Source organism: Asticcacaulis sp., from assembly GCF_047605585.1.
Lineage (GTDB): Bacteria > Pseudomonadota > Alphaproteobacteria > Caulobacterales > Caulobacteraceae > Asticcacaulis.
Genome location: NZ_JASGFK010000005.1, coordinates 115,329 through 139,890 on the forward strand (window position 1 = coordinate 115,329; position 24,562 = coordinate 139,890).

A 24,562-nucleotide genomic window follows, 5' to 3' on the forward strand; every position below is an offset into this window, starting at 1 on the left:
GATGAGTGAACCGGTAAATACCAACGACACCAGCGCAGAGACGCAGGATTGGGCCGATTCCAGAACCACCAATATCGCGCGGATGCTGGCCTTCTTCATCCTGCCGTCCATATTCGTGCTCATCGCCATTTTCGCCGTCTTCTGGGGTCTGACGCATCAGAAAAAACCGGCCGTCTCGGCCCCTGTGGCCGCCGCCAGCGCGCCGGCCGTTACAGACAAGGACGCCCAGATCGCCCAGTTGCAGGCGCAGATCCTGGCCCTGCAAAACCAGCAACACCCGGCCGAAACCCCTGTGGCCACCGCCCCGGCCCAGTCGGTCTATAGCGCCGATCCCGGCGCCCTGGCCCAGCTGTCCGCCCGTCTCGATCGCGTCGAAGCCGCCCAGCGCGAACTGGCGAAAGCCACCGCCGCGGCCTATGCCGCCCGCAGCCTGCAAACGGCCGCCCAAGGTCAGCAGCCCTTCCTGTCCGAACTGGCCGCCATCGAGCCGGCGCTGAACGATCCGGCGCTTTCCGCATCCTTGCGCCCCTACGCCGAAAAGGGCGTGCCCAGCGCCATCAGCCTGGCCGTCGCCTTCCCCGCCATTGCCGCCCGTTCCAGTGGCGCCGCCCAAGCCGATGACGGCAAGCATGGTGTGCTGGATAATATCCGCCATTTCCTCGGCGGCTTTGTCCATATCCGCCGCATCGATGGCGCGCAAGGGTCTGACGCCACCCTGCTGAACGCAGAAAACCGTCTTAACAGCGGCGATCTCAAGGGCGCCCTGGCCTATATCGATACCCTGCCGCCCAGCGCGCAAAAAGCCCTTTCCCCCTGGCTGGAACAGGCCCGCGCCCGTGTGCTGGTCGATGACGCCACCCGCCGCATTTCCGAAACCACCCTCAGCCGCCTCAGCCAGTTGACGAACACCCAGGCCGCACCGACCAATGGGGGCGTTCTATGACCCGCACCCTTCTGATCCTGCTGGGCATCGTCGTCCTGATCGCCATCGCCATGACCAGCCTGCATGATGCAGGACAGGCTTCACTGCTCTGGCTCGGTTATCGCGTCGATACCTCGGCGGCGGCGGCCATTATCATTGTCGGCGTCATGGCCTTCTGCGCCGTTACCTTCTGGAATATCGCCCTGTGGCTGTCACGCTCGCCCCAGCGCGCCGAACGCGCCCGCGCCGCCGCCCGCCGCAAGCAGGGCGATGAGACTCTGACACGTGGCTTTCTGGCCGTGGCCAGTGGCGATGGCGCCGAGGCCCGTCGCCAGGCCGCCAAGGCGCTCGATGTCTGCGATAATATCGCCCTCGTCCGTGTGCTCACCGCCCTGGCCGCCGAACAGGCCGGCGACGATGTGGCGACCAAGACCGCCTATTCGGCCATGCTCAATGTGCCCGAACTGAAAACCGCCGGCCTCAAGGGCCTGATGCAGCTGGCGAAGGGCCAGGGCGAGAAGGCCGAGGCTGTGCGGCTGGCCAGCGAGGCCTATAATCAACCCAAGCCCGCCATGTGGGCCTTCGAGACCCTGTTCGAAGCCCGGCTCGAAGCCGGCGAATGGGCCGAAGCGCTCGATCTCATCGACAGCGCGCTGAACCGAAAGCTGATCTCGCCGATCTTCTCCGAACGCGCCAAGGCCGCCCTGATGGCCGCCTCCGCCGCCCGGCTGGAAACCTCAGAAGAAGCGCAAATGCGCGACCAGGCGCTCGATTACGCCCAGCGCGCCGCCAAGCTGCAACCCGCCTTCACCCCCGCCGCCATACTGGCCGCGCGTCTGCTGAACGGTGCGAAAAAGGTCGGCCGCGCCGAGGATGTACTGGAAGCCGCCTGGGCCGCGCAGCCCCATCCGGCCATCTGGCTGACCTATCGCGACCTCGTCTCCAGCGAAACGCCGAAGGAGCGCGCCCGCCGCCTGCAGGGCCTGATCGACCGCAACAAAAGCCATCGTGAAAGCCGGATGCTGCAGCTCGAACGCGCCATCCTGAGTGGCGTGAAAGCCGATATTACCACCGCCATGTCAGCGCTTTCGGAAGACACCGCCGAGGACCGGGTGACCAAGCGGGTTTGTGGCCTGATGTCGCGCGGCGCTCAAGCGTTGGGCGATCTCGATACCGCCCGCACCTGGGTGGCTCAGGCCGTTCTGGCCAAGGGTGAACCCGAATGGTCGGATATCGATGCCGAAGGCAGGGCGTTCGCCTACAGCGCCTCGGACTGGAGCGATCTGATCCTAACCTTCGCCCGCAACGCCACCCTGGCCCATCCGCGCTATGAACGCGGCGAAAAGGGCCTGCCGGAAGTGCCTGAACTGTCATCGCGCTACGTGCCCTCCATGCCGTTCATCAAGGCGGCGCGCAAGGTCGCGTCCGGCAAGGTAACCGCCATGCCCCTGCCCGACGATCCCGGCGATTATGATGCGGCGATCACCGGCCAGGATCTGGACATGATCGAGGTGCCACAGGTCAAGACGGCCCGCCCGCGCCGTACGCCTTCACGCACAAAGAAATAGTGTTTGGGGCCTTGGCAAGCCGCCAAGAGATGTGTAATGAACGCGCCTGCTCGCGCGCCCAGCGCCGCGACGCTGTTTCCGGGCCGCTTTAGCTCAGCCGGTAGAGCACCTCATTCGTAATGAGGGGGTCAGGTGTTCGAGTCACCTAAGCGGCACCACTACCTCGTTCGCCAAAGTCCGCGAATGTTTGAAAAATCCAATAAAATCTGCTACTTTAGACGCTAGCTGGCCGCTAGTGTCCGCCGCCGTTCGCCTACATTCAGGTGATTTTGGGGGCTTGCGTGGGGGCCTTTGCGAAACGCAAAAATGAGAGGCCCCCAAATGGCACTAACGGATATTGCCCTGCGCAACGCCAAGGCTATGGAAAAGCCTTACAAGCTAACGGATGAAAAAGGCCTGTATCTTCTGATAACGCCGTCGGGCGGCCGCCTCTGGAAGCTGAAATTCCGCAACAAGGCCGGGGTGGAGAAAAAGTTATCCCTTGGGACCTACCCGGAAGTTGGTTTGAAGCAAGTCAGGGAACGTCGGGACGATGCGCGACGGATGCTGGCGAACGGCGTTGACCCCGCCGAACAGAAGCGTCGCGATAAACACATTGCAAAGGTCAGTGCCGCAAACACATTCGGTTCGGTTGCAAAATCCTACATTGCTAAGAACAAACGCGACGGTTTGGCCGACGCGACGGTACTGAAGCGCGAGTGGTTCACGCGCCTTGTTGAGAGGTCACTCGGACATCGCCCTATTGCCGAAATTCAACCCTACGAAGTTCTGGATGCAGTCCGGCCTTTCGAGGCATCAAAGAACGATGAGAAGGCGCACAGAACATTGCAGTTCATTGGCCAGGTCTTCCGTTACGCGGTCGCCAATCAGCTCACGCCATCTGATCCGACCCGAGATTTGCGTGGCGCTTTGGCCAAACGCAAACAAAAGCATCACGCTGCAATCCTTGAGCCCAGCAAGGCGGGTGAAATGCTGCGAGCAATTGATGGCTACGAGGGCCATCCTTCTACGCGCATTGCTTTACAATTATCGGCGCTGCTCTTTGTTCGCCCTGGCGAACTTCGCCGGGCTGAATGGGCGGAAATCGACTTGGGCTCCAATGTGTGGCACATACCTGCCGCGAAAATGAAAGCCCGGATGGAACATGCTGTTCCTCTTTGTCGGCAGGCTTTGGCACTTTTTGAGGAAGCGAAACTCTTGTCCGGCAGGGGACGCTACGTATTTCCGTCTATTCGATCACCACTAAATCCAATGTCTGAAAATACGGTCAATGCGGCGTTGCGGAGATTGGGCTTCACCGGGGATGAAATGACCGCCCACGGTTTTCGCGCCATGGCCAGCACCCTGCTCAATGAATCAAACAAATGGTCGCCCGACGCAATCGAACGATCATTAGCACATAAAGACAAAGACGCCATTCGCGCGGCTTACCATCGCGGCGCGCATTGGGCTGAACGTGTAGAAATGGCGCAATGGTGGGCCGATTATCTCGATGATTTGCGAGCGCCCAAATAGGCGGCGCAGTGGCGTAGCCTCAAGAAAACTGGCGCCCTCTTCGTGGCGTGGATCTCAATTAAGAATTAGACCATTGTTGAAGTTCGTTAGAAACGCAACGAGGTCCGCGTGAAGTATGAGCCGCCGTCTTCCAATCTTGATGGACCTGAGATCACCGCAGGCAATCCGTTCATACAAAAATGTGCGGCCAAGGCCCGACGCCTTGACAGCTTCGTCGATGCCATAGGCAATTTTTTCGATCGTTTGTACCGGCATTGAAGCTTCTCCCCTAACGCCGCTCTTCATGGAACAAATTCAGCGATCAGGTGGGCTCAGTTTCCGTGATGCCAACCGGCCGGGTCGGCAATCCATTGATTGATGCTCGACTCTCGCCAGCCGGCGCCGTGGACGCTGATTTTGACCTGTGATGGGAATGATCCCTCGGTGATCTTGCGATATAGAGTCGACCGGCTCAGACCTGTCCGATCTAAGACGGTCTTCAGGCGGATTATGCGGTCCGGTGGGGACATCATGGGCTTCTCCAATTTCCTTTGAGATGCACAGGCATCGTGTAAGAAAATTGAGCAAAATCCCAAGCAAATTCAAGATGCCCTGGGGCCAGAACGGGCGAAAAGCCCTTCAGAGTCCGCGCCTGTCGTCCGAGGGCGTACTATGGCGTATAATAAGAAAGAATTAGAAAGGTAACGTTTCTGTGTTCGATCGTCCCACCACGTCTCAGTCGTCGCCCTTTTACTTCATAGAGCGCAAATAGAACTACGATTGCCGGGGATTCAAGCTAGACAAGTGATCGTCACAGACCAGTTTCACGACTTCCTGGAGGGCGATAATTCGTTCGACCAACCAATTCAGCTCTTCATCCGTGACCTGATATTCGGCAGAGTAACGTGCTTCAACATAAGCGCGACGCAGCCGATCAAACGCCTGACGGTGCAGTCGGCTGTCGGAAGGCCAAATGCCCCTTAAACGCTCGTCGAGGTCTTCAGCTTGGGAGCGCAATGCTGAAATACGATGGCTCTTAGGACTGTACAGCGTGAGGGTAAGCAAAGTGCAGTGGTACAATGCCTCAGTGGCTTGATGCAGGTTGAAGGCAGCTTTATTGCCGTGATGTCGAGAAAGATGAAACTCAGCGGCCTCAATAAACTCTTGGCCACTCACTGACCATTGCCGGTAGTTCGCCTCTGCTTCCGTTCTTACTTCCTCGGCGGTAAGCAGTTTTGGCTTCGCGAACGGGTGTCCTTCCGCTTCATACAAGGCGATGCCATCGCGCGCGATATCTGAGAAAAACGGCCGCCCCCGGCTCAGTTGCTCGTTCACATCATCCAGACTGTGCACGATGAAGTTCACCGGCGTCTTGATATGCTGGGTGACCGTCAGTTCCCGGATGAAATGCTGATCGGCCTTGTCCCAGTAAGTATGCAGGTCGGTAAAGTCTTGGCCATTGACGACCACCAGCAGGTCATAGTCCGAGCGATAGCCGCTCAGGCGATCCTCCACCCAGTCGCCGCGCGCATAAGAGCCGAACAGAATGACTTTGAGAATGCGCCCTGCCTTGCGCTTTGGGGAGAGCGCCGTCTTGGTCGCATCCTCAAACTCGTCGAACAGGATCTTCACGACGCGTTCCAGTTCGCGTCGTTTCGTATCCGGCAGATGATCGAGTTTGTCGGTGTTCATGGCGTCTCTATTCCCGATTCTTTGTGCACCACTTCGCCTGATGGATCAATGAGGTGGTAATCCATTCCTGTAGCCTGTTGTCGTTGTCAGATGCCGGGGCGGAAGTAGCCATCGGTCAAATCGCAGGCGCGCACCGGTATACAGGCCTCCTCATCCAGTGCATTACAGAACATGACACGGGCCTGCGCCAGTCGCTGACGAGCCTTCTCCGGTGTCAACTTGAACTTGTCGGCAATTTCCGTCGCCGTCTGTCCCTTAGCCTGCCGCATGAGAAGCGCCCGACGGTAGAGCAAAGGCACACGGTCTAAGGCATTGAGAGCCAAGTCTCGATCAGCCGTGGCCTGGGCCTTTTCGGGCGCTTCAACCGGCTGCGGCGCCACATAGTGATTGATCGACGGCTGGATGTCGCCAAGTCTCCGGACGGCGATGTCGAACACTAGGCGCAGCATGTAGCGTTTGGGATCGGTGATATATTCCCAGTGGTCGCAATTGATCAGCTCTACCTCGGCCTCGGAAACAATACGCCGAGCGGCCCGCATGCTATCACTTAGCCGCCGCGCCAAGGCAATGTATTCGGCCTGATGAGGCGAGATATAGGCATAGAACCAGCACATCTGCCGGCCCATGGTCTCTTCAGTGAACCAATGTGGTTTCGTCCATTGCAGTCCCATTCCCTTGACCTCCGCGAGGCCTGCGCTTTGACAGCGGCCTCGCATTCGCGTTGGTGACGGGGGAGTTGGAAAACCGAGTAAGCCCGATCCCCCTGGCCTTTAGCACGGACGTGCCTGGACATACGCCAAGGGCTCCCCCACCATGATCAACGCGCGGACTGCCGGACAGCAGACGGCATGGCCGCACACTGTAGTGGCAATCTCGAACGGTTCATAGCGGAAGTGCTATCGTTTTGGACGACAAACTAACCAGCTTACTTCGGGGTTTCCACGCCCCAGAGCTGCATGTGGCAACTCCACCCAAGAGCGTAATCCAAGTGCAAAGTTACCGCAAGGGGAACTTGATATTTAGACGCGCCCCCGGTTATGGTTGAAGGGATTTGGGCTGATCAAACAGATGCCTTTGCAAGGGGAGCCAAAGCAGATGAGGAACGGATCTCATTTGATTGTCGCAATCGTGGCGTTTGCAGTTGGGATAGTGGCGTGCGGACTCATCACAAGCGACCACCTTATGGCTCGCCTGAGAGATGGCGGCCCGATAAATATCGTCCGAGACGGCATTGAAAGAGTGACCATGCACCGGCCCCTTCACGAAGGTTGCGAGGGCCCCTTGAGTTTTAACAAGTATGCTGTGTCGGCGTCTGATTTCGATCGAAGGTATGGGCACCGATACAACCGGATAGATAAACTATATGATCGCCCCTTGGACAACGCTTGTATCGCGCGCTTCTACGGAGTAGCAGGTCTCGATTTTTGGGAAGATCGAGGTGATATCACGGCGGCGTTCGTAAAGCTTAAAACGGAACGATTAGGCACAAAACTGGATTGTAAGAATGAACCGGCCTTGGTTGCGGAACTGGAAAAGATAGGCAGTTCGGAGTTTAAGGCACCGCTAGCTAGTGATGGCCCGAATACCCGAGTTCCAGAAGTCTATTATGAAATCAGGACAATTAAAGATACTTGCGGAAATTTAGCGCCCGGAGAAGGTGAGCGGTTGATTAAACATGCGCTTGAACTTGGCTACGAGGATCGCGGACCCAAGTTCGGTGGAGCAGAATGACTGCCAACGCCGACGAGATTCTTTCTAAATCTCTTCGTGTGAAAGGATTCAAAGACAATGCTCATGAATTCAAGAGCTGAACTGGTCGACTCGAACGGTCACAGAATAGAACCACGCCCTGTCGACAAAAAAATAATCGCCGCCCACATTCTTAAGCAAGCAGACCCAGTAAATGCCTTTCTTGGGGCGGCACCAGAATTCCAGGTTGCGGTAATGCCGATGCTTATTTGCTTGATAATACTAAATTTCGCCGGCATTCGGCGGTTATTATCCAGAGATTATCGAATCGGAGCGCGACTGAACAGAATCGTGACCAGAGTTGCGATAATCGGCGCCCCCCTAGTCACTGCCTACATCATCCAAAAAACTGTATCTGGTATGCGGGCTGAGCAGTTTCAAAGTCTTACCATATGGGTGCCCAATGCAATTAAATGTATGTATGTTCTCTTGCTTGGTATCCTTCTTTGGACGTCCTCGCGCTTCCTTTCGCAGAAACCGCTGCGCCCTTAAATTCTCATCCCATGTCCGTAAGCGGGCAGTCTCCCGCTTACGGACATGGTGGCCACTTGTCGGGCGGTCGGGCGTGGGTCAAGCCCTCTACCGTCAGGCGGATTTACCGGCCTTTCGGTAGATCCGGGGCTTGAGGCGCGTTCGAACGCCCGACACCTTCCTATGTAGGCTGTGTCAGTTCTGTTGACCTTGTTGCACCCGTGGTCGCCGCCTGGGTTCTGTGCCATTGGCTTCAGCTTCCGCCTCGAATGCCCGCTTGCCCGTCCGCCGCCATAGTTCGATCGTGCCGGCGCCTTCCGGCCTTCTGAGGTTGGCGGCTAGGGTAAGGAAAGCACCATAGAGAACCGTCCTGTCATCCGCCGTCAGTTCGTCCAGCCTGGCCTTGATGACGAGGCCACCCAGTTCGATCAGATGCCGTGTCCGCTCGCGCCGCTTCACCATCCACTCTCGCGTGTCAGTCCTGGCTTGGCTTAAGTGCAAACGGTTCCGCAAGGCCGTCAGCTTTTGTATTCGCCGGAGGGTTCGTGTCAGATCCTGCGCCAGCGTCTTTCTGTCCGCCACCTTGAAAGAAGGCCGCACCGGAGTTGCGCATTGTCTCCTTCCGTTGGCTTGCGGCATCCAACACAATTCCGAGCAACCCGCCCGCCAGTGTGTCGATGTCCAGGGCGTCGGCGCCGGTGGCGACAACCAATTCGCCAAGCTGTCGAATTTTGCGCTCCTTCAGCGTCCGGGCGCGATCGTTCAGCGCCTTCAGTTCCGCATCGAAGTCCCTCGGTTTACGCATTTCTGTCTCCGTCATTTGAGCCTGAGACCATTATAGGGTAAGGTGCCGCGATAAGCTGCAATGTCACCGAGACCGATTGAGACAGCCCGGTCCATCCCGAGATTTAATCTAGGGAGTGCGCGCTTATACGTCGTGCCGACGTGCGCTTTTAGGCGTAGTTGGTATGTCGCCATGGCGATATTTCATTTCTCAGCGAAAGTCATTTCCCGAGCAGCCGGCTCCAGCGCCGTTGCTGCCGCTGCCTATCGCTCAGCCGGCCGCCTGTTCGACGAACGCTTGGATCGGGCCCACGACTTCACCAACAAGTCGGGCGTCGTCCACTCCGAGGTCATGCTCCCCGACAACGCGCCGCCGGAATGGTCGGACCGCGAGCGGCTGTGGAATGCCGTCGAGGCGTTCGAGAAGCGCAAGGACGTCCAACTCTCCCGCGAGGTCGAGTTCGCCATTCCTAGAGAGATGAACCAGGCCCAAGGCATCGATCTCGCCCGCGACTTTGTTCAACGCGAGTTTGTCGATCGCGGCATGATCGCTGATCTCAATGTGCATTGGGATATCGGCGCTGATGGTCAACCCAAGCCGCACGCCCATGTCATGTTGACTATGCGCGAGGTCAGCGAAGACGGCTTCGGCCCGAAGGTACGTGACTGGAACCGTGTCGAGCTGATCGAGCACTGGCGCGAGGCCTGGGCCGATCATGTCAATCAGCGCCTGACCGAACTCGATATCGACGCTCAAATCGATCATCGCAGTCTGGAAGATCAAGGCATCGAGCTGGAGCCACAGAGCAAGATCGGCGCCGCCGCCCGCCGCATGCAGGATCAGGGGCTGGAAGCCGACCGGATCGATGAGCATCACGACATCGCATACAGAAACGGCGAACGGATTATCGCCAATCCTAACATCGCGCTCGATGCCATTACCCATGGCCAGGCGACCTTCACCAAACGCGATCTGGCCATGTTCGTGCATCGCCATTCGGACGGGGCGGACCAGTTCAATGCTGTCATGACCGCCGTGCGGCAATCGCCTGAACTGAGAGAGTTGGGCAAGGACGGGCACGGTGAGGACCGCTTCACCAGTCGCGACATGATCGAGGCCGAGGAGCGCCTGCACCGCGCGGCGGACCTGATGAAGGCGCGGGAGCAGCATCGTGTGTCAGCGGGCAGTCGAGAAATCGTCCTGGGGCGATCCCAGGCGCGCGGCTTCACCCTGTCCGACGAGCAGAAGGGCGCGTTTGACCATGTTACGGATTCACGGAGCCTGAACGTCGTCATAGGCTATGCCGGCACCGGCAAGAGTGCCATGCTGGGGGTGGCGAGAGAGGCCTGGGAGGACGCCGGCTACACGGTTCGTGGGGCAGCTCTGTCGGGGATCGCAGCCGAGAATCTGGAGACGGGCTCAGGTATCACCTCTCGCACTCTTGCCAGTCTGGAGCATCAGTGGGGCAAGGGCCGTGAGTGTCTGACCGCACGCGATGTGCTGGTGGTCGATGAGGCCGGCATGATCGGGATGCGGCAGTTGGAGCGCGTGCTGTCGGCCGCTGCCGAGGCCGGCGCCAAGGTTGTGCTGGTTGGTGATCCGGAGCAGCTTCAGGCCATCGAAGCCGGGGCAGCCTTCCGGTCGATCCACGAGCGCCATGGCGGCGTCGAGATTACCCAGGTGCGCCGGCAGCATGAGGACTGGCAGCGAGACGCCACGCGCCATCTAGCGACCGGTCGAACAACGCAAGCCCTACATGCCTACTATGACAAAGGGCATGTCCATGAAGCCGAGACGCGGGAGGATGCCCGCAAAGAAATGGTCGATAGATGGGATAAGGATCGGGTCGATAATCCAGAGGCCTCACGCCTGATCCTGACGCACACCAATGAAGAGGTTCAGGCGCTGAACCTATTGGCACGCGACCGGCTGAGGGCGCGCGGCGAGTTGGGTGAGGACGTCGAAGTCAAGGTCGAGCGCGGCGAGCGGAGCTTTGCGCCCGGTGATCGAGTGCTGTTCCTGAAGAATGAGCGCGGGCTTGATGACCAGGGTGGGGTGAAGAATGGCACGCTGGGGACGGCGGAGGCTGTTGAGCCCAACCGGATGTCGGTTCGCCTGGATGATGGTCGGTCGGTCGCGTTCGACCTGAAGGACTACAACAGTCTCGACCATGGCTATGCTGTGACCATCCACAAATCTCAGGGTGTCAGCATCGACCGGGTGCATGTGTTGGCAACGCCGGGGCTGGACCGGCATTCGGCTTACGTTGCCCTGTCTCGTCATCGCGACAGCGTAGATCTCCATTACGGCAGGGACGACTTCGAGGATCTGAACCGCCTGAACCGCACGCTGTCGCGTGAGCGGTCAAAGGACATGGCGCGGGATTATGACGGCGCGAAGGACTTCGCCGAACGACGCGGTATAGGCTTCCGCGAACGGGTCATTGAGATCGTTCGAAAGCTACCCGAACCGGTGCGGAGCATGTTCGACGGTTTAGACCTCGGGCAAAGAGCCAAGGCTCCACATCCGGCACCTGTCGATTACCGGGCAGAACGCGAGGTCCTCCGCAACCAGGCCATACGCCGCCATGCCGGCGCAGCTGTCGATATCCTCCGAATGCGGGAACAGGACCTGCCAGGCCTACCCCATCAATGGAGCGCGCTGGAAAAAGCGCGGGCGGCACTGAACGCCTTTGACAAGCACGCGTCCCAAGACCTGGAGCCCGCTTACATCAACGATCCATCCATGGCGAGTGAAGCCGCCAGCGGCAAAACCCAGCGCTCGATCCGCGTCCTACAGATGGAGGCGGAGGTCCGCGCCAACCCATCGCTGCGCGCTGATCGGTTTGTCGAGGAGTGGACGGGTATGAAGTCTCAAGGACATGCAGCACAGCGATCCGGCGACCGAGCCGGTGCCCGGCGTATCAGCGACGACATGCGCGAGTTGGCCCACAAGCTGGAACGTGATCCACAGATGGAGTCCTTGCTTCGCGGTCGGCGCAAGCAATTGGGGCTGGACAACCTCCCCGACTGGGATCGTGGCCGCAAACTGTCGCATGACCTGGCCAGCAGCATTGGCTTCGGCAAGGAGAAAGATCGCGGCCTCGGGATAGGGATGTAAAGGAGAACAGCAAATGATGGAGGAACCGGCACAATCGGCGGCAGAAGCGTTTGAAGCCCTTAAGCAGGAAGTCGCTTTGTTGCGCATGGCAGTGCAGCAATTGCTGAACGAGCGCCAGACGCCAGACTACAGTCAGACGCTCGGTAAGATCATGCGCGACATGAAAGAGGCAGCAGATGGTATGACCTGGCTGGTCAATAGACCGGCCATCCAAGTGCCGGCCGACGAACTGGCAAGCCGGATCTGCGCAGCCGGTAAACAGGCGCGCAAACTGGACCGTGAAACTGTTCTGGAGGCGGCGCGCGCTATGTCGCAAGCGACTGGGAAAATAGATGGGCTAGTTTCCAGAGCAAAGGATGCAAACTCACAGAGGCAATGGCTTTGGCGAGTCGGGATCGGTGGTGTCAGTGGCGGGACATTGGCCGGCATGTTACTGGCAATTGGGCTGCTGCACGTGGCTCCCGAACATAGTGCGGCCTGGATTTTGGGTTTGAATGGTTGCCGGTCTGCCAACCACAGGATAGCAATCAAGTAACGATTTTTAAAATGCCCATCTGCTTCAATCGCTTGCCAGTTGAATCGCGACCTGCTTAAAGTCCTGCTTGACCCGAACCGGGCAGAATATGCAATCGCCGTGGGGGCAGAGAGTTGAATCACCAAACCTTGTCATCGTTCATCTGGTCGGTCGCCGATTTGCTGCGTGGCGATTACAAGCAGTCGGAATACGGTAAAGTGATACTTCCCTTCACTGTCCTGCGCCGTCTCGACTGCGTGTTGGCGGACACAAAGGAAGCCGTGCTTGGCGAATTTACCGCCAAAACCGCGCAAGGCCTGAATCCTGAATCCTTCTTGCTTCGTAAGTCAGGCCAGGGCTTTTACAACACCTCATCGCTCGATCTGGTCAAGCTGCTGGGCGATCAGGACAATGTCCGGCAGAACCTATATTCCTACGTTCAGGGCTTTTCGGATTCCGCCCGCGACATATTCGAGCGTTTCGATTTCTACACCCAGGTCGAACGTCTGGCGAAATCCGGTCTGTTGTATTTGGTGACTGAGAAGTTCGCCAACATCGATCTGCACCCCAAGCATGTCGATAACGCGCAGATGGGGCTGGTTTTCGAAGAGCTGATCCGCAAGTTCGCCGAAATCTCGAATGAGACCGCCGGTGAGCACTTCACCCCGCGTGAAGTGATCCGCCTCATGGTCAATCTGTTGTTCATCGAGGATGACGACGTGCTGACCGCTGGCAACGCCGTCGTGCGCACCATCTATGACCCAACGGCGGGTACGGGCGGGATGTTGTCAGTGGCAGGTGAACACCTGCACGACCACAATCCGAAGGCCCGTTTGACCATGTTCGGCCAGGAATTGAATGACGAATCCTACGCCATTTGCAAAGCCGACATGCTGATCAAGGGGCAGGATGTCGGCAATATCGTGGTAGGCAACACGCTGTCGGATGATGGTCACGCCGGCCGCAAGTTCGATTATATGCTGTCCAATCCGCCCTTCGGCGTCGAATGGAAGAAGGTCGAAAAGGAAGTCCGCAAAGAGGCCGCTGAGAAAGGTTTCGACGGTCGTTTCGGCCCTGGGCTGCCGCGTGTCTCTGACGGCTCAATGCTATTCCTGATGCACCTGCTGTCCAAAATGCGTCCCGCCATCGATGGCGGTTCGCGTATCGGCATCGTCCTGAATGGTTCGCCTCTGTTCACCGGTGGTGCCGGGTCCGGCGAAAGCGAAATTCGTCGTTATGTACTCGAAAACGACCTGGTTGAAGCCATCATCGGCCTGCCGACCGACATGTTCTACAACACGGGCATTAGCACCTACATCTGGATTTTGTCGAATAAGAAGCCGAAACCCCGCAAGGGCTTGGTCCAATTGATCGACGCATCGTCCTTCTGGCAGAAAATGCGCAAGTCCCTTGGTAGCAAGCGCAAGGAACTAGGCGACGGACATAACACCGACATTACCAGACTGTTCGGCGGGTTCGCAGAGGCGGAACAGGCGATCATGACCGATGCCACCGGCAAGGAAGTGTCACGTCATCTGCTCGTCGACGGACAAGCGCCACCAGCGGCGCCCGAAGGTGGCAAGGTCAAGATCGTGCCTATCTCTCGTATCTTCAAGAACGAGGATTTCGGCTATACGACTATCACTGTCGAACGCCCGTTGCGTGATGAGATGGGTAAAGTCGTGGTGGGTCAAAAGGGCAAGGCCAAGGGTAAACCCCAAGCCGACAGCGCCCTGCGCGACACAGAGAATGTGCCGCTATCGGAAGACATCGGGGCCTATTTCAAGCGCGAGGTCCTCCCCCACGCGCCCGACGCCTGGATCGACGAGGACAAGAGCAAGATCGGGTACGAAATCCCGTTCAATCGCCATTTCTACGTTTTTGAGCCGCCGCGTGATCTGCATACCATCGACGATGAACTTAAGGTCGTCACGAAGCGGATTTTACAACTCATCGAAGGGCTGGCGGAATGACACTCGCTCCCGCCATTGATGCCTTTGCGACCATAACGCAGCTGATCGAGGCGTCCCGGGCCAAGGCCTATGCGGCGGTCAATACGGCCTTGATCGATCTCTATTGGCAGGTCGGTGAAACCCTGAGCCGCAAGATCGCCACTGCCGAATGGGGCGAAGGCGTTGTCACGCAATTGGCGCAGCACATCGCGGCGACGTATCCTGGCCTGCGCGGATTTACGCGCGCCAACCTTTATCGGATGCGGCAGTTTTATGAGACGTACCGCGACGATGAAATTGTCGCACCACTGGTGGCACAATTGCCATGGACGCATCATTTGATCATAATGGGGCAAAGCCAGCGTCCTGAAGAACGCGAATTTTATGTGCGCCAGGCCATCACGGAACGATGGAGCAAGCGCGAACTGGAGCGACAGCTCAAAGCCGCTCTGTTCGAACGAATTATCTTGCACCCGCCAAGAGTCTCACCGGCGGTGCGACAATTATTCCCCAGTGCACTGACCGCCTTCAAAGACGCTTACATGGTCGAGTTCCTGAACCTCCCCGACTCTCACCTTGAGGCCGATCTGCATCAAGGCCTGATCGGTGCGCTCAAGTCGTTTCTGATAGAATTGGGCGGCGACTTTTGTTTCATCGGCTCGGAATATCCCCTCCAGGTCGGCGGTCGCGACTTCGCTCTTGATCTGCTTTTCTTCCATCGGGGCCTGAATGCGCTGGTCGCCATCGAACTGAAAATCGGCCGCTTCGAGCCGGAGCATCTAGGCAAGCTCAGCTTCTACCTCGAAGCTCTGGACCGTGATGTCCGCAAGGCTCATGAAAATCCGGCCATCGGCCTATTACTGTGCGCCAGCGCCGACGACGAGGTGGTAGAATATGCTCTCAGCCGTAGCCTGTCCCCTGCCCTGGTAGCGCAATATCAAACTCAGTTGCCGGACAAAGCTCTTTTGCGCGCCAAGCTACATGAATTCTACCTGTTGAGTGCCGGACAGGGAGACGACGCATGAGCCTGAAACCCTATCCTGCCTACAAGGACAGCGGCGTGGCCTGGCTTGGGCAAGTGCCGGACTCTTGGAAGGTAATACCTTTCTACAGAGTAGCATCTGAGCGAAATGAATCTAACAAGGGCATGGTCGAGGACAACTTGCTGTCGCTTAGCTATGGCAAGATTATTCGCAAAGATATGGAATCGAACGACGGATTACTGCCGGAATCATTCGAGACGTATCAAGTAGTTAGAGCGGGGGACATAGTTTTCCGTCTTACCGACTTACAAAATGATAAACGCAGCTTGCGAACTGCATTGGTGCCGGAGACTGGTATCATTACCAGTGCTTATTTGGCGGCGAAGCCATTTGGTGTTTCATCTATCTTTCTAAACTACCTGCTTCGCTCCTACGACGTGACGAAGGTATTCTATTCAATGGGGGGCGGACTTCGCCAATCCATGAAGTTTGATGACATCAAACGTCTGCCAATATTAGTGCCCACATCGAACGAGCAGCACGCCATTACCGCATTCTTAGACCGAGAGACGAGCAAGCTCGATGAGCTGGTTGCGGAGCAGGAAAAGCTGATCGTGCTGCTGGCCGAAAAACGTCAGGCGACGATTTCCTATGCCGTGACCAAAGGCCTGAATCCTGACGCCCCCATGAAGGACTCCGGCGTCGAATGGCTTGGCGAAATTCCGGCAAATTGGAAGGTCGAACGCCTAAAGTTTTCCATCGCAGCAGTCGAATCAGGAACCAGCGTTAATGCAACGGACACATCAGCGCAGGGACGTGAATTCGGTGTTCTGAAAACCAGTTGCGTTTACGATGGCGACTTTCGCCCTGAAGAAAACAAATCCGTTGTACTCGAAGAGTATAACCGCGTTAGCTGCCCTGTGCGAGCTGAGACGCTCATTGTTAGCCGTATGAACACGCCTTCATTAGTGGGCGCCGCAGGTTATGTGAGTCAAAACCGCGAGAACATCTTCCTACCCGATCGACTTTGGCAGGTGAGCTTCCATGAAGCCTTGCCAAAATTCATACATGCATGGACACAAACACAGTTCTATAGACTGCAAGTCGAAATGGTCTGTTCGGGTACCAGCTCCAGCATGCAGAATTTGACACAAGGACAGTTCGGCGATTTTATCGTTTCACTTCCTCCGTTATTAGAGCAAACAGCAATTGTCGCATTTATAACTTCGGAGACCGGCAAGTTAAATGCCCTGATCACGGAGGCCGGCCGCGTAATAGACTTGTTGAAAGAACGACGAGCAGCGCTCATCTCTGCTGCCGTAACAGGTAAAATCGACTTGCGCCGCCCGTCAGCCGAAATCATTGACCTCGACGCGGTGCGTCGTCGAGTGCGGGGCCTTCTGGCGGTCGAACTCATCGAGAAATCCCAAGGGAGACCAACCTTTGGACGCACCGCGTTGCAAAAGCATGCTTATCTGGCGGAAGTCTTCGCTGGCGTCCACGAAATTGGCGGTAGGTATATCCGTAACGATTATGGTCCGTTAGATCGGGAAATGATCGCCGACATGGAAAGCGAGGCCCAGACCCTTTGTGGCATCGTCACTCAGCCGCCCACAGGCACAAACCGATCATTCACCTATCTCCTTTCACGGTCGGCGGGAACCCTTAGCGACGAACTCGCCCGCCAACTAGGTCCGGAACGTAGCGCGAAATTGCAGCGGTTGCATGCCTTGCTCGCCCCCCTCAACACACATGAAGCGGAGGGGGTGGCAACTTTATTTGCCGTGTGGAATGACTTCAAGCTTGAGAAAAAAGAACCGACTGATGATGAGATCATCAATGGTTTTCTCAATGATTGGCATCCCAAGAAACCTGAAAATTTCACTGCCCAGGAATTGCAATTGCGTCTCAAATGGATGCGGGACCATGATCTGGTGCCAACCGGTACCGGTCCGAAAACTGAAACCGGACGGTTATTCGCATGAACCTGCACCGCGAGATTCATTTCGAAGATGAGATCTGCGGTCATTTGGCAGCGAGCGGTTGGCTGTATAGTGACAGCGACCCCGCATTCTATGATCGTCAGAATGCCATCTACCTCCCCGACCTTTTGTCCTGGCTAGAAGATACCCAAGCCGACAGCCTCAACAAACTAACCAAGACCCACGGCCCACAAACGGTGCAGCGCCTGGCCGAACGTGTTCGTAAGGGCTTGAATGAGCGCGGTACGCTGGAGGTGCTGCGCCGGGGTGTGGAGATGTTGGGCTTGACCAAACCTCTGTCGCTGGTGCAGTTCAAGCCGGCGCTCGGCATCAACCCGGAAATTCAGAAACTCTATGAAGCCAATCGACTGCGCGTAGTCCGGCAGATCAAGCATTCGCTCAATAATCCGGCCGAATGTTTCGACCTGGTACTGTTCGTCAACGGCATTGCCATCGCCACTGTTGAGCTGAAATCCGACTTCACTCAAAGTGTCGACGACGCCGTTGACCAATACAAATTCAACAGAAATCCGTCGCCTAAGGGCGGTCAAGCCGAACCTCTGCTGGCCTTCCCCGGCGGCGCGCTGGTGCATTTTGCGGTATCGCAGTCCGAAGTCATGATGGCGACCAAGCTTGCTGGGCCGCAAACCGTGTTTTTGCCTTTCAACAAGGGCGATCATGGCGGTAAGGGCAACCCACTCAACCCCGACGGTTTCGCAACGTCGTATCTATGGGAAGAGGTCTGGGCGCGTGATAGTTGGCTCGATATTCTCGGCCGCTATATGATCGGTCAGCGCGACCCCAAGACCAAGACTTTGTCACGCTACATCTTCCCTCGCTATCACCAGTTAGACGCCACGCGGCAACTGATTGCCGATGTTCTAACGAACGGCGCCGGCGAACGCTACCTGATCCAGCATTCGGCCGGGTCGGGAAAGACCAACTCAATTGCCTGGTCGGCGCATTTTCTCGCGGACCTCCACGACGATCAAAACCGGAAGGTTTTCGATAGCGTTTTGGTTGTGTCGGATCGCACCGTCCTCGACAGCCAGCTACAGGAAGCCATTTTCGATTTCCAGCGCACCAAAGGCGTAGTGGCGACGATCAGCAACGATAGCGGCTCAAAGAGTGCTCAGCTTTCGCAGGCGCTGAAGGACGGTAAAAAGATTATCGTCTGTACCATCCAGACCTTTCCATTCGCGCTTGAAGCCGTCAAGGAACTCTCGGCCACCGAGGGTAAGCGCTTTGCTGTCATCGCCGACGAAGCCCATTCGTCCCAGACCGGCGAAGCCGCGGCCAAGCTGAAGATGTTGTTGTCGGCAGATGAACTGGCCGAACTCCAGGACGGCGGGGAAATCGGCACCGAAGACCTGCTGGCGGCGCAAATGGCAGGTCGGTCAGGCTCGGACGGCTTGACCTACGTTGCCTTCACCGCCACGCCCAAATCAAAGACCCTTGAACTGTTCGGCCGCAAGGATGCCGATGGCATCCCACAGGCGTTTCATGTCTATTCGATGCGTCAGGCCATCGAAGAGGGCTTTATACTCGATGTGCTGCAAAATTACACGACCTACAAGTTGGCGTACCGCCTCGCCAACAATGGTGAGGAATGGGACGAGCGCGAGGTCGAGCGTAACGAGGCACTGAAAGGCATAAATCAGTGGGTGCGGCTGCACCCTTATAACATCGCCCAAAAGGTCCAGGTCGTCGTCGAACATTTCCGCGAAAACGTGCAGCCATTGCTCAACGGGAAGGCTAAGGCAATGGTCGTCGTCGGCAGCCGGAAAGAGGCTGTCCGCTGGCAAAAGGCGATCCGGGGTTATATCGAACGGCAGAACTATGCTCTGGGCTGTCTGGTCGCTTTTTCCGGTGAGATTGACGACAAGGTCTCATACCCCGAACCGGTGACCGAGGTCAGCAAAGTGTTGAATCCGGGCCTGAACGGCCGCGACATCCGTGAAACGTTCGCGGGTGCCGACTATCATTTGCTGCTGGTTGCCAACAAGTTCCAGACCGGGTTCGACCAGCCGCTGCTTTGCGGCATGTATGTCGATAAGCGCCTGGGCGGTATCCAGGCCGTGCAAACCCTGTCGCGGCTCAATCGGGCATATCCGAACAAGGACACCACCTACATCCTCGATTTTGTCAACGACCCCGCTGAGGTACTGAAAGCCTTCAAGACCTATTTTGAAACGGCAGAACTGGAAACCACGACCGACCCGCATATGGTCTATGACCTGCGCGCCAAGCTGGATTCGAGTGGCCACTATGACGATTTTGAGGTTGACCGTGTCGCCAAGGTCGAGATGGACCCGAATGGCACCCAATCCCAACTGAGCGCAGCCATTGCGCCTGTAGGCGATCGTTTGTTGAAGCGCTTTTCTGCGGCCAAAGCAGACAGGAAGGCGGCTGAGGACCGCGAGGATACAAAAGCAGCGCAAGATGCCAAAGACGAAATGGACAGTCTTACGCTGTTCAAGGGCGACATACAGACCTTCGTGCGGCTGTACGCCTTCCTGTCGCAGATATTTGACTATGGCAACACGGACATCGAAAAGCGCTTCCTATTCTACAAGCGCTTGATTCCGTTGCTGGAGTTCGGCCGCGAGCGCGACACTGTCGATCTATCCAAGGTCATCCTGACGCACCACAATCTGCGCAGCACCGGCCAACAGACGCTCAACCTTAACCATGGCCAAGCGGAGAAGCTAAAGCCCATGGATGCCGCCGGGACGGGTTCGGTTCAGGAAAAAGACAAGGCGCTGCTGAACGAGATTATCGAGAAGGTCAACGGACTGTTCGAGGGTGAACTGACCGACAACGACCAGTTGGTCTACGTCAACGGCCTGGTCATGAAGATGGTCGAGAACGAAACGCTGATCCAGCAAGCGGCGAACAATTCGAAGGAACAATTCTCCAACTCGCCCGACCTGAAAACTGCTCTTGTGAACGCCATTATGGACGCCCTGGATGCACATAGCACGATGAGTTCCCAGGCTCTGAATTCCGAACGCATTCGAAATGGCCTAAAGGACACCTTGCTTGGGCCTGCTGGCCTCTATGAGGCTTTGAGGGCAAAATCACTTGGGGAAAGCAGTGGCATACAGCGCGGCGTTCAGTTCTAATCGGGTAATTTATTACAATGGAAATCCAATTTCCATTCAACGTGGACGATAAGCGGATGACTAAAAATATGGGACGCCCCCCGTTGTCAGCCACGCCGTGCGGACAGGCATGGTTATCTCAATTTCCCACGGCAAATGATAAGGCTGTCGCCCAACGAATACTCGACGCTGTTTTCCTGATGAATGAGGAAGATGTTTCGCGCGCCATTCGCGCCTTAATCAGGAAATATGCCTGCGCACACAAAAGGAGAACTAAATACGTCGCATTGTTCGCAGAACGAGAAATGCCGGAGCAGCACTTCTTTGAAAGTCAGCTAACTGCCGATCGAGAGGGGACGCCTCGCATGCGGGCCTACGGTGCCAAGGGGCGTCCGGCTGTAAAACCCAAGCGAGGCGGCGTACGTGTAGGGAGTGAAGGACCTATCGCATTCCTAATATCGCAACTTGCTGAAGATCCGGCAATCCGCGTTAAAAATCATCCAGGCCCAGATCGTATACGAGCAAAGTCTAGTCCGGTCAGAACTATCGGCTTAGTGACAGATTTTATCGGTTCCGGCACTCGCATATTATCGCTCCTGGATAAGTTGTGGGCGGTCCCGAGCGTCAAATCGTGGATATCGACCAGAAACATTAAGCTTGCTGTTTTCGCTGCGGCTGGAACTGTTCAAGGAATCGCGGCGGTTAAGGCACATAGAACCGCCCCCCGAGTAAATGTTGCGCACGTTGTTTCTAACCTTTTCAGTAAGTGCAGCCCCGTCGAACAATCGCGTCGAGAGTCGTTGCTAACCTACTACGGCCCGTCATCTGGGAGAGGGGGCGGTATTTTAGGATACAAAGATTCGGCGGCTCTAATCGCATTCAGTTACCGGTTACCAAACAACCTTCCTCCCATATTTACAGAAGATGACCCATCCGTCGGATGGAGGGCGTTATACAAAGGCCCCGTGCCAGAGGACTCCGCATCTGCCTTTGGTATACGTCCATCACCAGCAATTGTAGCGGAGACTTCCGAGGCACTTGGCTTAAAGATAGCAGCTGATCTGGAGGAGTTAGAGGAAAAGGACGCCCTAGTTTTGCAGGCGGTTCGCGGTAGATGGCGCGCCGGCGCTCAGGTGGCCCTCGCCGAATTGACAGGCTTGTCCGTGCCAGAGGTCTTGATGGTATATGAGCGGGCAATCCGGTACAGACTCCTAGATTCATCTGGTCGTTTAACTGATGTAGGCCAAGCATTTCTTGCTGCCGGAACCCAGCGGGAATTGAAACGGCCCACTATTCCCACGCGCAGCGACTCATATTATCCGTCTTCGTTGAGAACTCCGCGATTCTTCACTAGCGTTAGCTGACTTCCGGGTCAGCCAGGGTGGGAAGCACGAGTTTCCTGCCGTGGGGGAGCAGGTTCTGCTCGCCGTTGATGGAGCTATTGATTACCGGTACACGTGAGTTCACCTTCATCCCTCGTGCCTCGGGCTCTCTCGCCGGCTCGATTGAAGCCGAACTCACGCCTACCGGCACGGACCGAAGTAGATGAAGCATCCCTGGAGTTCTCAACAATTTAGGCATGGCGCCTCGGAGGCAGGTCTTCCCGAAGAAGACGTGATGGCCTCGCTTCGTATTGCTAGGTCGATCAAAAGTAAAAATAATGACCTTCCTGTAATTTTGACATTAGGGCACTTAGCGACTCTGACAGACTTGCCAATCAAATACCTCGAACGCATCGTCCAAAAGACTGGCGAGCATCCGTACCGAGTCTTTCGAGTAAAGAAGCGTAATGTTTCTGGTAACGGTGCCGCCGCGCCGCGGAGATATCGAACGATTTGCGTGCCTGAGCCAAATCTAATGCGCTTACAGAGATGGATTGCTCAAAACGTCCTCAATGTAATGTCACCTCACCATAGCAGTTATGCATTTGCCCCCAACGGTGGAATCATCAAGGCGGCTGAAAAGCATCTAGAATGCAAGTGGTTGCTCAAAATGGATGTACGGCATTTTTTCGAATCTATATCGGAAAAGCAGGTTTATTTTGTATTCCGGCGGTTCGGATACGGAGCGCTAGTGTCATTCCAACTTGCCAGAATATGCACCCGATTATCGAAAGACGGAAATCCGACACGCCTCGAAGCAGATGGCAAGCCTATTTCTAGGTGGCCTATGGGCCACTTGCCGCAGGGGGCTCCATCAAGCCCGATGCTAGCCAATTTCGCTATGCATCATTTTGATGAAAGGGTGACAAATATTTCGAAGGCATTCGGGTGGACCTATACCCGATATGCTGATGATCTGATTTTCAGTACAACCGGTGAGGCAACCCGTGGGCTCGGAATGTCGCTATCAAAATTAGTCGAAATGACATTAACACGGGTCGGCCTTTATGCTCACAGGCAGAAAACGTCCTTAGTGCCACCGGGAGCCAGGAAAGTCGTGCTTGGTATCGCTGTTGATACAGATCGGCTCCGACTGACAAAGGAATACAAGAATAACGTTGAAACCCACCTGTATGCCTTAACTTCTCCGTCTATCGGCCCGCTCGCTCACGCAGAAGAACGTAAATTCGCGTCTATAATCGGCATGAGGCGGCATATCACAGGTTTAGTCGCGCATGCACGGCGAGTAGATGAGCCTTATGGCGAGAGGCTGAGAGTTCAACTTCGCTCCGTAGCATGGCCCTGAAAAAGTTCATTTTACGGGGCAAAGTGCGGTGATTTTATTAGGGCCGTATAATGCCCATCCAGTGATCCAGAGTATTATTGAGGACCGTAACCGAAACACCACATGAGTCCTGGGGGCCAATTTGGGGGCTCCGCGAAACCCTTAATTTTCAAACGAAATTGAATTCAATGGGTTATTTCTTGAATTCGAGTCACCTAAGCGCACCACTTCCTCTTGATCACAGACATTTTCCGCGAAATCAGTTTTGAGTCCGGTTTCGGACACACAGGATTCCAGGATTAACTCCGGCTTGTCCGCTGGAATTCATCGGATGTCTCATCGAGGAAAACATAGAGGGCCGCGATCTTGCCCTCACGCACGATCATCACGTCCCAACCGGTGTAAACAACCGCCAGATCGCGAGGCCCCGAGCCCCAGGCCATACGGCCGCCATTGAGCAGGACCTGCCCCTTGCCAGAGGGCGTGTAGACATAATCAGGATGGGTCGCCCGCAGATCGCCGGCAAACTGGTTTATGGCATCCAGGCCGGTAATGGCGCCGGGCGGCACATAAAGCACGGCATCCGCGTTCCATAATTCACCGATCGCGGCACGACGGCGGACAGGATCGCCCTCACCGAAGACTTCCTGCAAATTGCGGTCAAGCAATTCGCGGATACGGTCGGCGGATTCGTTGACAGGGATGAACATTTTTCAATCTCCTCAGACTCGCTTTTTCGTGGGAGCAGAAAGCGCCCGACGCATCGGGCGCCTCAGCGCTAGATCTGGGCCTGACCACCGTCGACGAACAGCTCGATGCCATTGACGAAGCTGGCCTCATCGGACGCCAGGAAGAGCACGGCCCTGGCAATCTCATCCGCCTGCCCCACACGGCCGGCCGGGATCAGATTGGCGAGATAGGCCTTGGTGCCCTCGGCCTGATCACCGCCTCCAAACAGATCGTTCAGGCCGGCAGTATCGGTCACGCCCGGGCTTATGGCATTAACCCGGATCTGGCGGTCCTTGAGGTCCAGTATCCAGTTGCGGGCGAAATTGCGCACGGCGGCCTTTGTGGCGGAATAGACGCTGAAGGCCGGCGTGCCCGAAATGCTGGTTGTCGATGAGGTCAGGACGATGGCGCCACCATCCCGCAGAAGCGGCAGCGCCTTTTGCACCGTGAACAATACGCCCTTCACATTGGTGTCGAACGTCTTCTGATAGTGATCTTCGGTAATGGCGCCCAGGGGGGCGAACTCGCCGCCGCCGGCATTGGCGAAGACCACATCGATATGGCTGTGCTGCTGCTGGACAGCATCATACAGCCGATCGATATCCGCCAGATTGGCCATGTCGCCCCGCACGCCGGTCACACGACCGCCAATCGCCTTGACGGCGGCATCGAGCGCCTCCTGACGGCGGCCGGTGATAAAGACCGAAGCGCCCGCGGCAACGAAGGCTTTTGCGGTGGCCAGACCAATCCCGCTGGTGCCGCCGGTAACCACCACGACCTTGTTTTCGAATGCCCGATTTTCCAATGAATGTACCATTTGTCTGTCTCCAT

Annotated in this window: 19 protein-coding genes and 1 tRNA gene; 12 read left to right on the top strand and 8 right to left on the bottom strand. The window is 56.6% G+C overall.

Annotated features, from left to right (window positions below):
- Window position 1 precedes the first annotated feature (1 nt).
- The 4 genes from QM647_RS13710 (at window position 2) to QM647_RS13725 (ending at window position 4,005) form a co-directional block, all read left to right on the top strand.
- Window positions 2-943, top strand: coding sequence for a COG4223 family protein (locus QM647_RS13710; RefSeq protein ID WP_414996096.1), 942 nt, complete (start codon window positions 2-4; stop codon window positions 941-943).
- Window positions 940-2,490 (top strand): heme biosynthesis protein HemY, encoded by a 1,551-nt coding sequence (locus tag QM647_RS13715; protein WP_414996097.1) that lies wholly within the window; start codon window positions 940-942, stop codon window positions 2,488-2,490. The genes QM647_RS13710 and QM647_RS13715 overlap by 4 nt, the downstream gene beginning before the upstream one ends.
- Before the next feature lie 82 nt (window positions 2,491-2,572).
- Window positions 2,573-2,648 (top strand) — tRNA-Thr (locus QM647_RS13720).
- Between the two features lie 163 nt (window positions 2,649-2,811).
- Window positions 2,812-4,005 carry a tyrosine-type recombinase/integrase gene (locus QM647_RS13725; protein WP_414996098.1) on the top strand — a complete coding sequence of 398 codons (1,194 nt, stop codon included), beginning with the start codon at window positions 2,812-2,814 and terminating at the stop codon, window positions 4,003-4,005.
- A 54-nt stretch (window positions 4,006-4,059) separates the two neighbouring features.
- Here the strand turns inward: QM647_RS13725 and QM647_RS13730 are convergent, their stop codons facing one another.
- The 4 genes from QM647_RS13730 to QM647_RS13745 all read right to left on the bottom strand — a co-directional run bounded on the left by QM647_RS13730 (window position 4,060) and on the right by QM647_RS13745 (window position 6,347).
- Entirely contained in the window at window positions 4,060-4,290 is a 231-nt protein-coding gene (locus QM647_RS13730) for a helix-turn-helix domain-containing protein (RefSeq protein ID WP_414996099.1), read from the bottom strand.
- Between the two features lie 26 nt (window positions 4,291-4,316).
- Window positions 4,317-4,517, bottom strand: a complete 201-nt coding sequence (locus QM647_RS13735) for a helix-turn-helix transcriptional regulator (RefSeq protein WP_414996100.1) — start codon at window positions 4,515-4,517, stop codon at window positions 4,317-4,319.
- Between the two features lie 241 nt (window positions 4,518-4,758).
- The gene (locus QM647_RS13740) at window positions 4,759-5,676 is read right to left on the bottom strand and encodes a HEPN domain-containing protein (RefSeq protein WP_414996101.1); all 918 of its coding nucleotides are present in this window, start codon (window positions 5,674-5,676) and stop codon (window positions 4,759-4,761) included.
- 86 nt (window positions 5,677-5,762) lie between these two features.
- The gene (locus QM647_RS13745; RefSeq protein WP_414996102.1) at window positions 5,763-6,347 is read right to left on the bottom strand and encodes a sigma factor-like helix-turn-helix DNA-binding protein; all 585 of its coding nucleotides are present in this window, start codon (window positions 6,345-6,347) and stop codon (window positions 5,763-5,765) included.
- Window positions 6,348-6,858: 511 nt separating this feature from the next.
- Here QM647_RS13745 and QM647_RS13750 point away from each other — a divergent pair.
- The gene (locus QM647_RS13750; RefSeq protein WP_414996103.1) at window positions 6,859-7,407 is read left to right on the top strand and encodes a hypothetical protein; all 549 of its coding nucleotides are present in this window, start codon (window positions 6,859-6,861) and stop codon (window positions 7,405-7,407) included.
- Between the two features lie 684 nt (window positions 7,408-8,091).
- On the opposite strand, the gene QM647_RS13755 is transcribed toward QM647_RS13750, so the two are convergent.
- Together QM647_RS13755 and QM647_RS13760 are read right to left on the bottom strand one after the other, a co-directional pair.
- Entirely contained in the window at window positions 8,092-8,358 is a 267-nt protein-coding gene (locus tag QM647_RS13755) for a conjugal transfer protein TraD (RefSeq protein ID WP_414996104.1), read from the bottom strand.
- Window positions 8,359-8,371: 13 nt separating this feature from the next.
- Window positions 8,372-8,701, bottom strand: coding sequence for a conjugal transfer protein TraD (locus QM647_RS13760; protein WP_414996105.1), 330 nt, complete (start codon window positions 8,699-8,701; stop codon window positions 8,372-8,374).
- 171 nt (window positions 8,702-8,872) lie between these two features.
- On the opposite strand from QM647_RS13760, the gene traA reads away from it, so the two are divergent.
- From traA to QM647_RS13795, 7 genes are all read left to right on the top strand, one after another.
- Window positions 8,873-11,800 (top strand): Ti-type conjugative transfer relaxase TraA, encoded by a 2,928-nt coding sequence (traA, locus tag QM647_RS13765; protein ID WP_414996106.1) that lies wholly within the window; start codon window positions 8,873-8,875, stop codon window positions 11,798-11,800.
- A 13-nt stretch (window positions 11,801-11,813) separates the two neighbouring features.
- Window positions 11,814-12,335 carry a hypothetical protein gene (locus tag QM647_RS13770; RefSeq protein WP_414996107.1) on the top strand — a complete coding sequence of 174 codons (522 nt, stop codon included), beginning with the start codon at window positions 11,814-11,816 and terminating at the stop codon, window positions 12,333-12,335.
- A 113-nt stretch (window positions 12,336-12,448) separates the two neighbouring features.
- A complete protein-coding gene (locus QM647_RS13775; RefSeq protein WP_414996108.1) occupies window positions 12,449-14,287 on the top strand; it encodes a type I restriction-modification system subunit M in 1,839 nt (612 codons plus the stop codon).
- Entirely contained in the window at window positions 14,284-15,291 is a 1,008-nt protein-coding gene (locus QM647_RS13780; RefSeq protein WP_414996109.1) for a PDDEXK nuclease domain-containing protein, read from the top strand. The genes QM647_RS13775 and QM647_RS13780 overlap by 4 nt, the downstream gene beginning before the upstream one ends.
- Entirely contained in the window at window positions 15,288-17,234 is a 1,947-nt protein-coding gene (locus QM647_RS13785; RefSeq protein WP_414996110.1) for a hypothetical protein, read from the top strand. The genes QM647_RS13780 and QM647_RS13785 overlap by 4 nt, the downstream gene beginning before the upstream one ends.
- Window positions 17,231-20,356 carry a type I restriction endonuclease subunit R gene (locus tag QM647_RS13790; RefSeq protein WP_414996111.1) on the top strand — a complete coding sequence of 1,042 codons (3,126 nt, stop codon included), beginning with the start codon at window positions 17,231-17,233 and terminating at the stop codon, window positions 20,354-20,356. Before QM647_RS13785 ends, QM647_RS13790 begins: the two co-directional genes overlap by 4 nt.
- A 1,524-nt stretch (window positions 20,357-21,880) precedes the next feature.
- Window positions 21,881-23,023, top strand: coding sequence for a reverse transcriptase family protein (locus QM647_RS13795; RefSeq protein WP_414996112.1), 1,143 nt, complete (start codon window positions 21,881-21,883; stop codon window positions 23,021-23,023).
- A 278-nt stretch (window positions 23,024-23,301) separates the two neighbouring features.
- Here the strand turns inward: QM647_RS13795 and QM647_RS13800 are convergent, their stop codons facing one another.
- Window positions 23,302-23,712, bottom strand: a complete 411-nt coding sequence (locus QM647_RS13800; protein ID WP_414996113.1) for a nuclear transport factor 2 family protein — start codon at window positions 23,710-23,712, stop codon at window positions 23,302-23,304.
- A 68-nt stretch (window positions 23,713-23,780) separates the two neighbouring features.
- Window positions 23,781-24,548: an SDR family NAD(P)-dependent oxidoreductase gene (locus QM647_RS13805; protein WP_414996114.1), complete on the bottom strand. Its 768-nt coding sequence runs from the start codon at window positions 24,546-24,548 to the stop codon at window positions 23,781-23,783.
- Window positions 24,549-24,562 lie beyond the last annotated feature (14 nt).

Bases quoted from the DNA above. Each gene is read 5' to 3' on its own strand.
- QM647_RS13780 (WP_414996109.1), top strand. From the start codon at position 14,284: ATGACACTCGCTCCCGCCATTGATGCCTTTGCGACCATAACGCAGCTG.
- QM647_RS13710 (WP_414996096.1), top strand. From the start codon at position 2: ATGAGTGAACCGGTAAATACCAACGACACCAGCGCAGAGACGCAGGAT.
- QM647_RS13790 (WP_414996111.1), top strand. From the start codon at position 17,231: ATGAACCTGCACCGCGAGATTCATTTCGAAGATGAGATCTGCGGTCAT.
- QM647_RS13715 (WP_414996097.1), top strand. From the start codon at position 940: ATGACCCGCACCCTTCTGATCCTGCTGGGCATCGTCGTCCTGATCGCC.
- QM647_RS13795 (WP_414996112.1), top strand. From the start codon at position 21,881: ATGAAGCATCCCTGGAGTTCTCAACAATTTAGGCATGGCGCCTCGGAG.
- QM647_RS13805 (WP_414996114.1), bottom strand. From the start codon at position 24,548: ATGGTACATTCATTGGAAAATCGGGCATTCGAAAACAAGGTCGTGGTG.
- QM647_RS13760 (WP_414996105.1), bottom strand. From the start codon at position 8,701: ATGCGTAAACCGAGGGACTTCGATGCGGAACTGAAGGCGCTGAACGAT.
- QM647_RS13725 (WP_414996098.1), top strand. From the start codon at position 2,812: ATGGCACTAACGGATATTGCCCTGCGCAACGCCAAGGCTATGGAAAAG.
- QM647_RS13735 (WP_414996100.1), bottom strand. From the start codon at position 4,517: ATGATGTCCCCACCGGACCGCATAATCCGCCTGAAGACCGTCTTAGAT.
- QM647_RS13755 (WP_414996104.1), bottom strand. From the start codon at position 8,358: ATGGTGAAGCGGCGCGAGCGGACACGGCATCTGATCGAACTGGGTGGC.
- QM647_RS13740 (WP_414996101.1), bottom strand. From the start codon at position 5,676: ATGAACACCGACAAACTCGATCATCTGCCGGATACGAAACGACGCGAA.
- QM647_RS13770 (WP_414996107.1), top strand. From the start codon at position 11,814: ATGATGGAGGAACCGGCACAATCGGCGGCAGAAGCGTTTGAAGCCCTT.
- traA (WP_414996106.1), top strand. From the start codon at position 8,873: ATGGCGATATTTCATTTCTCAGCGAAAGTCATTTCCCGAGCAGCCGGC.
- QM647_RS13800 (WP_414996113.1), bottom strand. From the start codon at position 23,712: ATGTTCATCCCTGTCAACGAATCCGCCGACCGTATCCGCGAATTGCTT.
- QM647_RS13750 (WP_414996103.1), top strand. From the start codon at position 6,859: ATGGCTCGCCTGAGAGATGGCGGCCCGATAAATATCGTCCGAGACGGC.
- QM647_RS13730 (WP_414996099.1), bottom strand. From the start codon at position 4,290: ATGAAGAGCGGCGTTAGGGGAGAAGCTTCAATGCCGGTACAAACGATC.
- QM647_RS13745 (WP_414996102.1), bottom strand. From the start codon at position 6,347: ATGGGACTGCAATGGACGAAACCACATTGGTTCACTGAAGAGACCATG.
- QM647_RS13785 (WP_414996110.1), top strand. From the start codon at position 15,288: ATGAGCCTGAAACCCTATCCTGCCTACAAGGACAGCGGCGTGGCCTGG.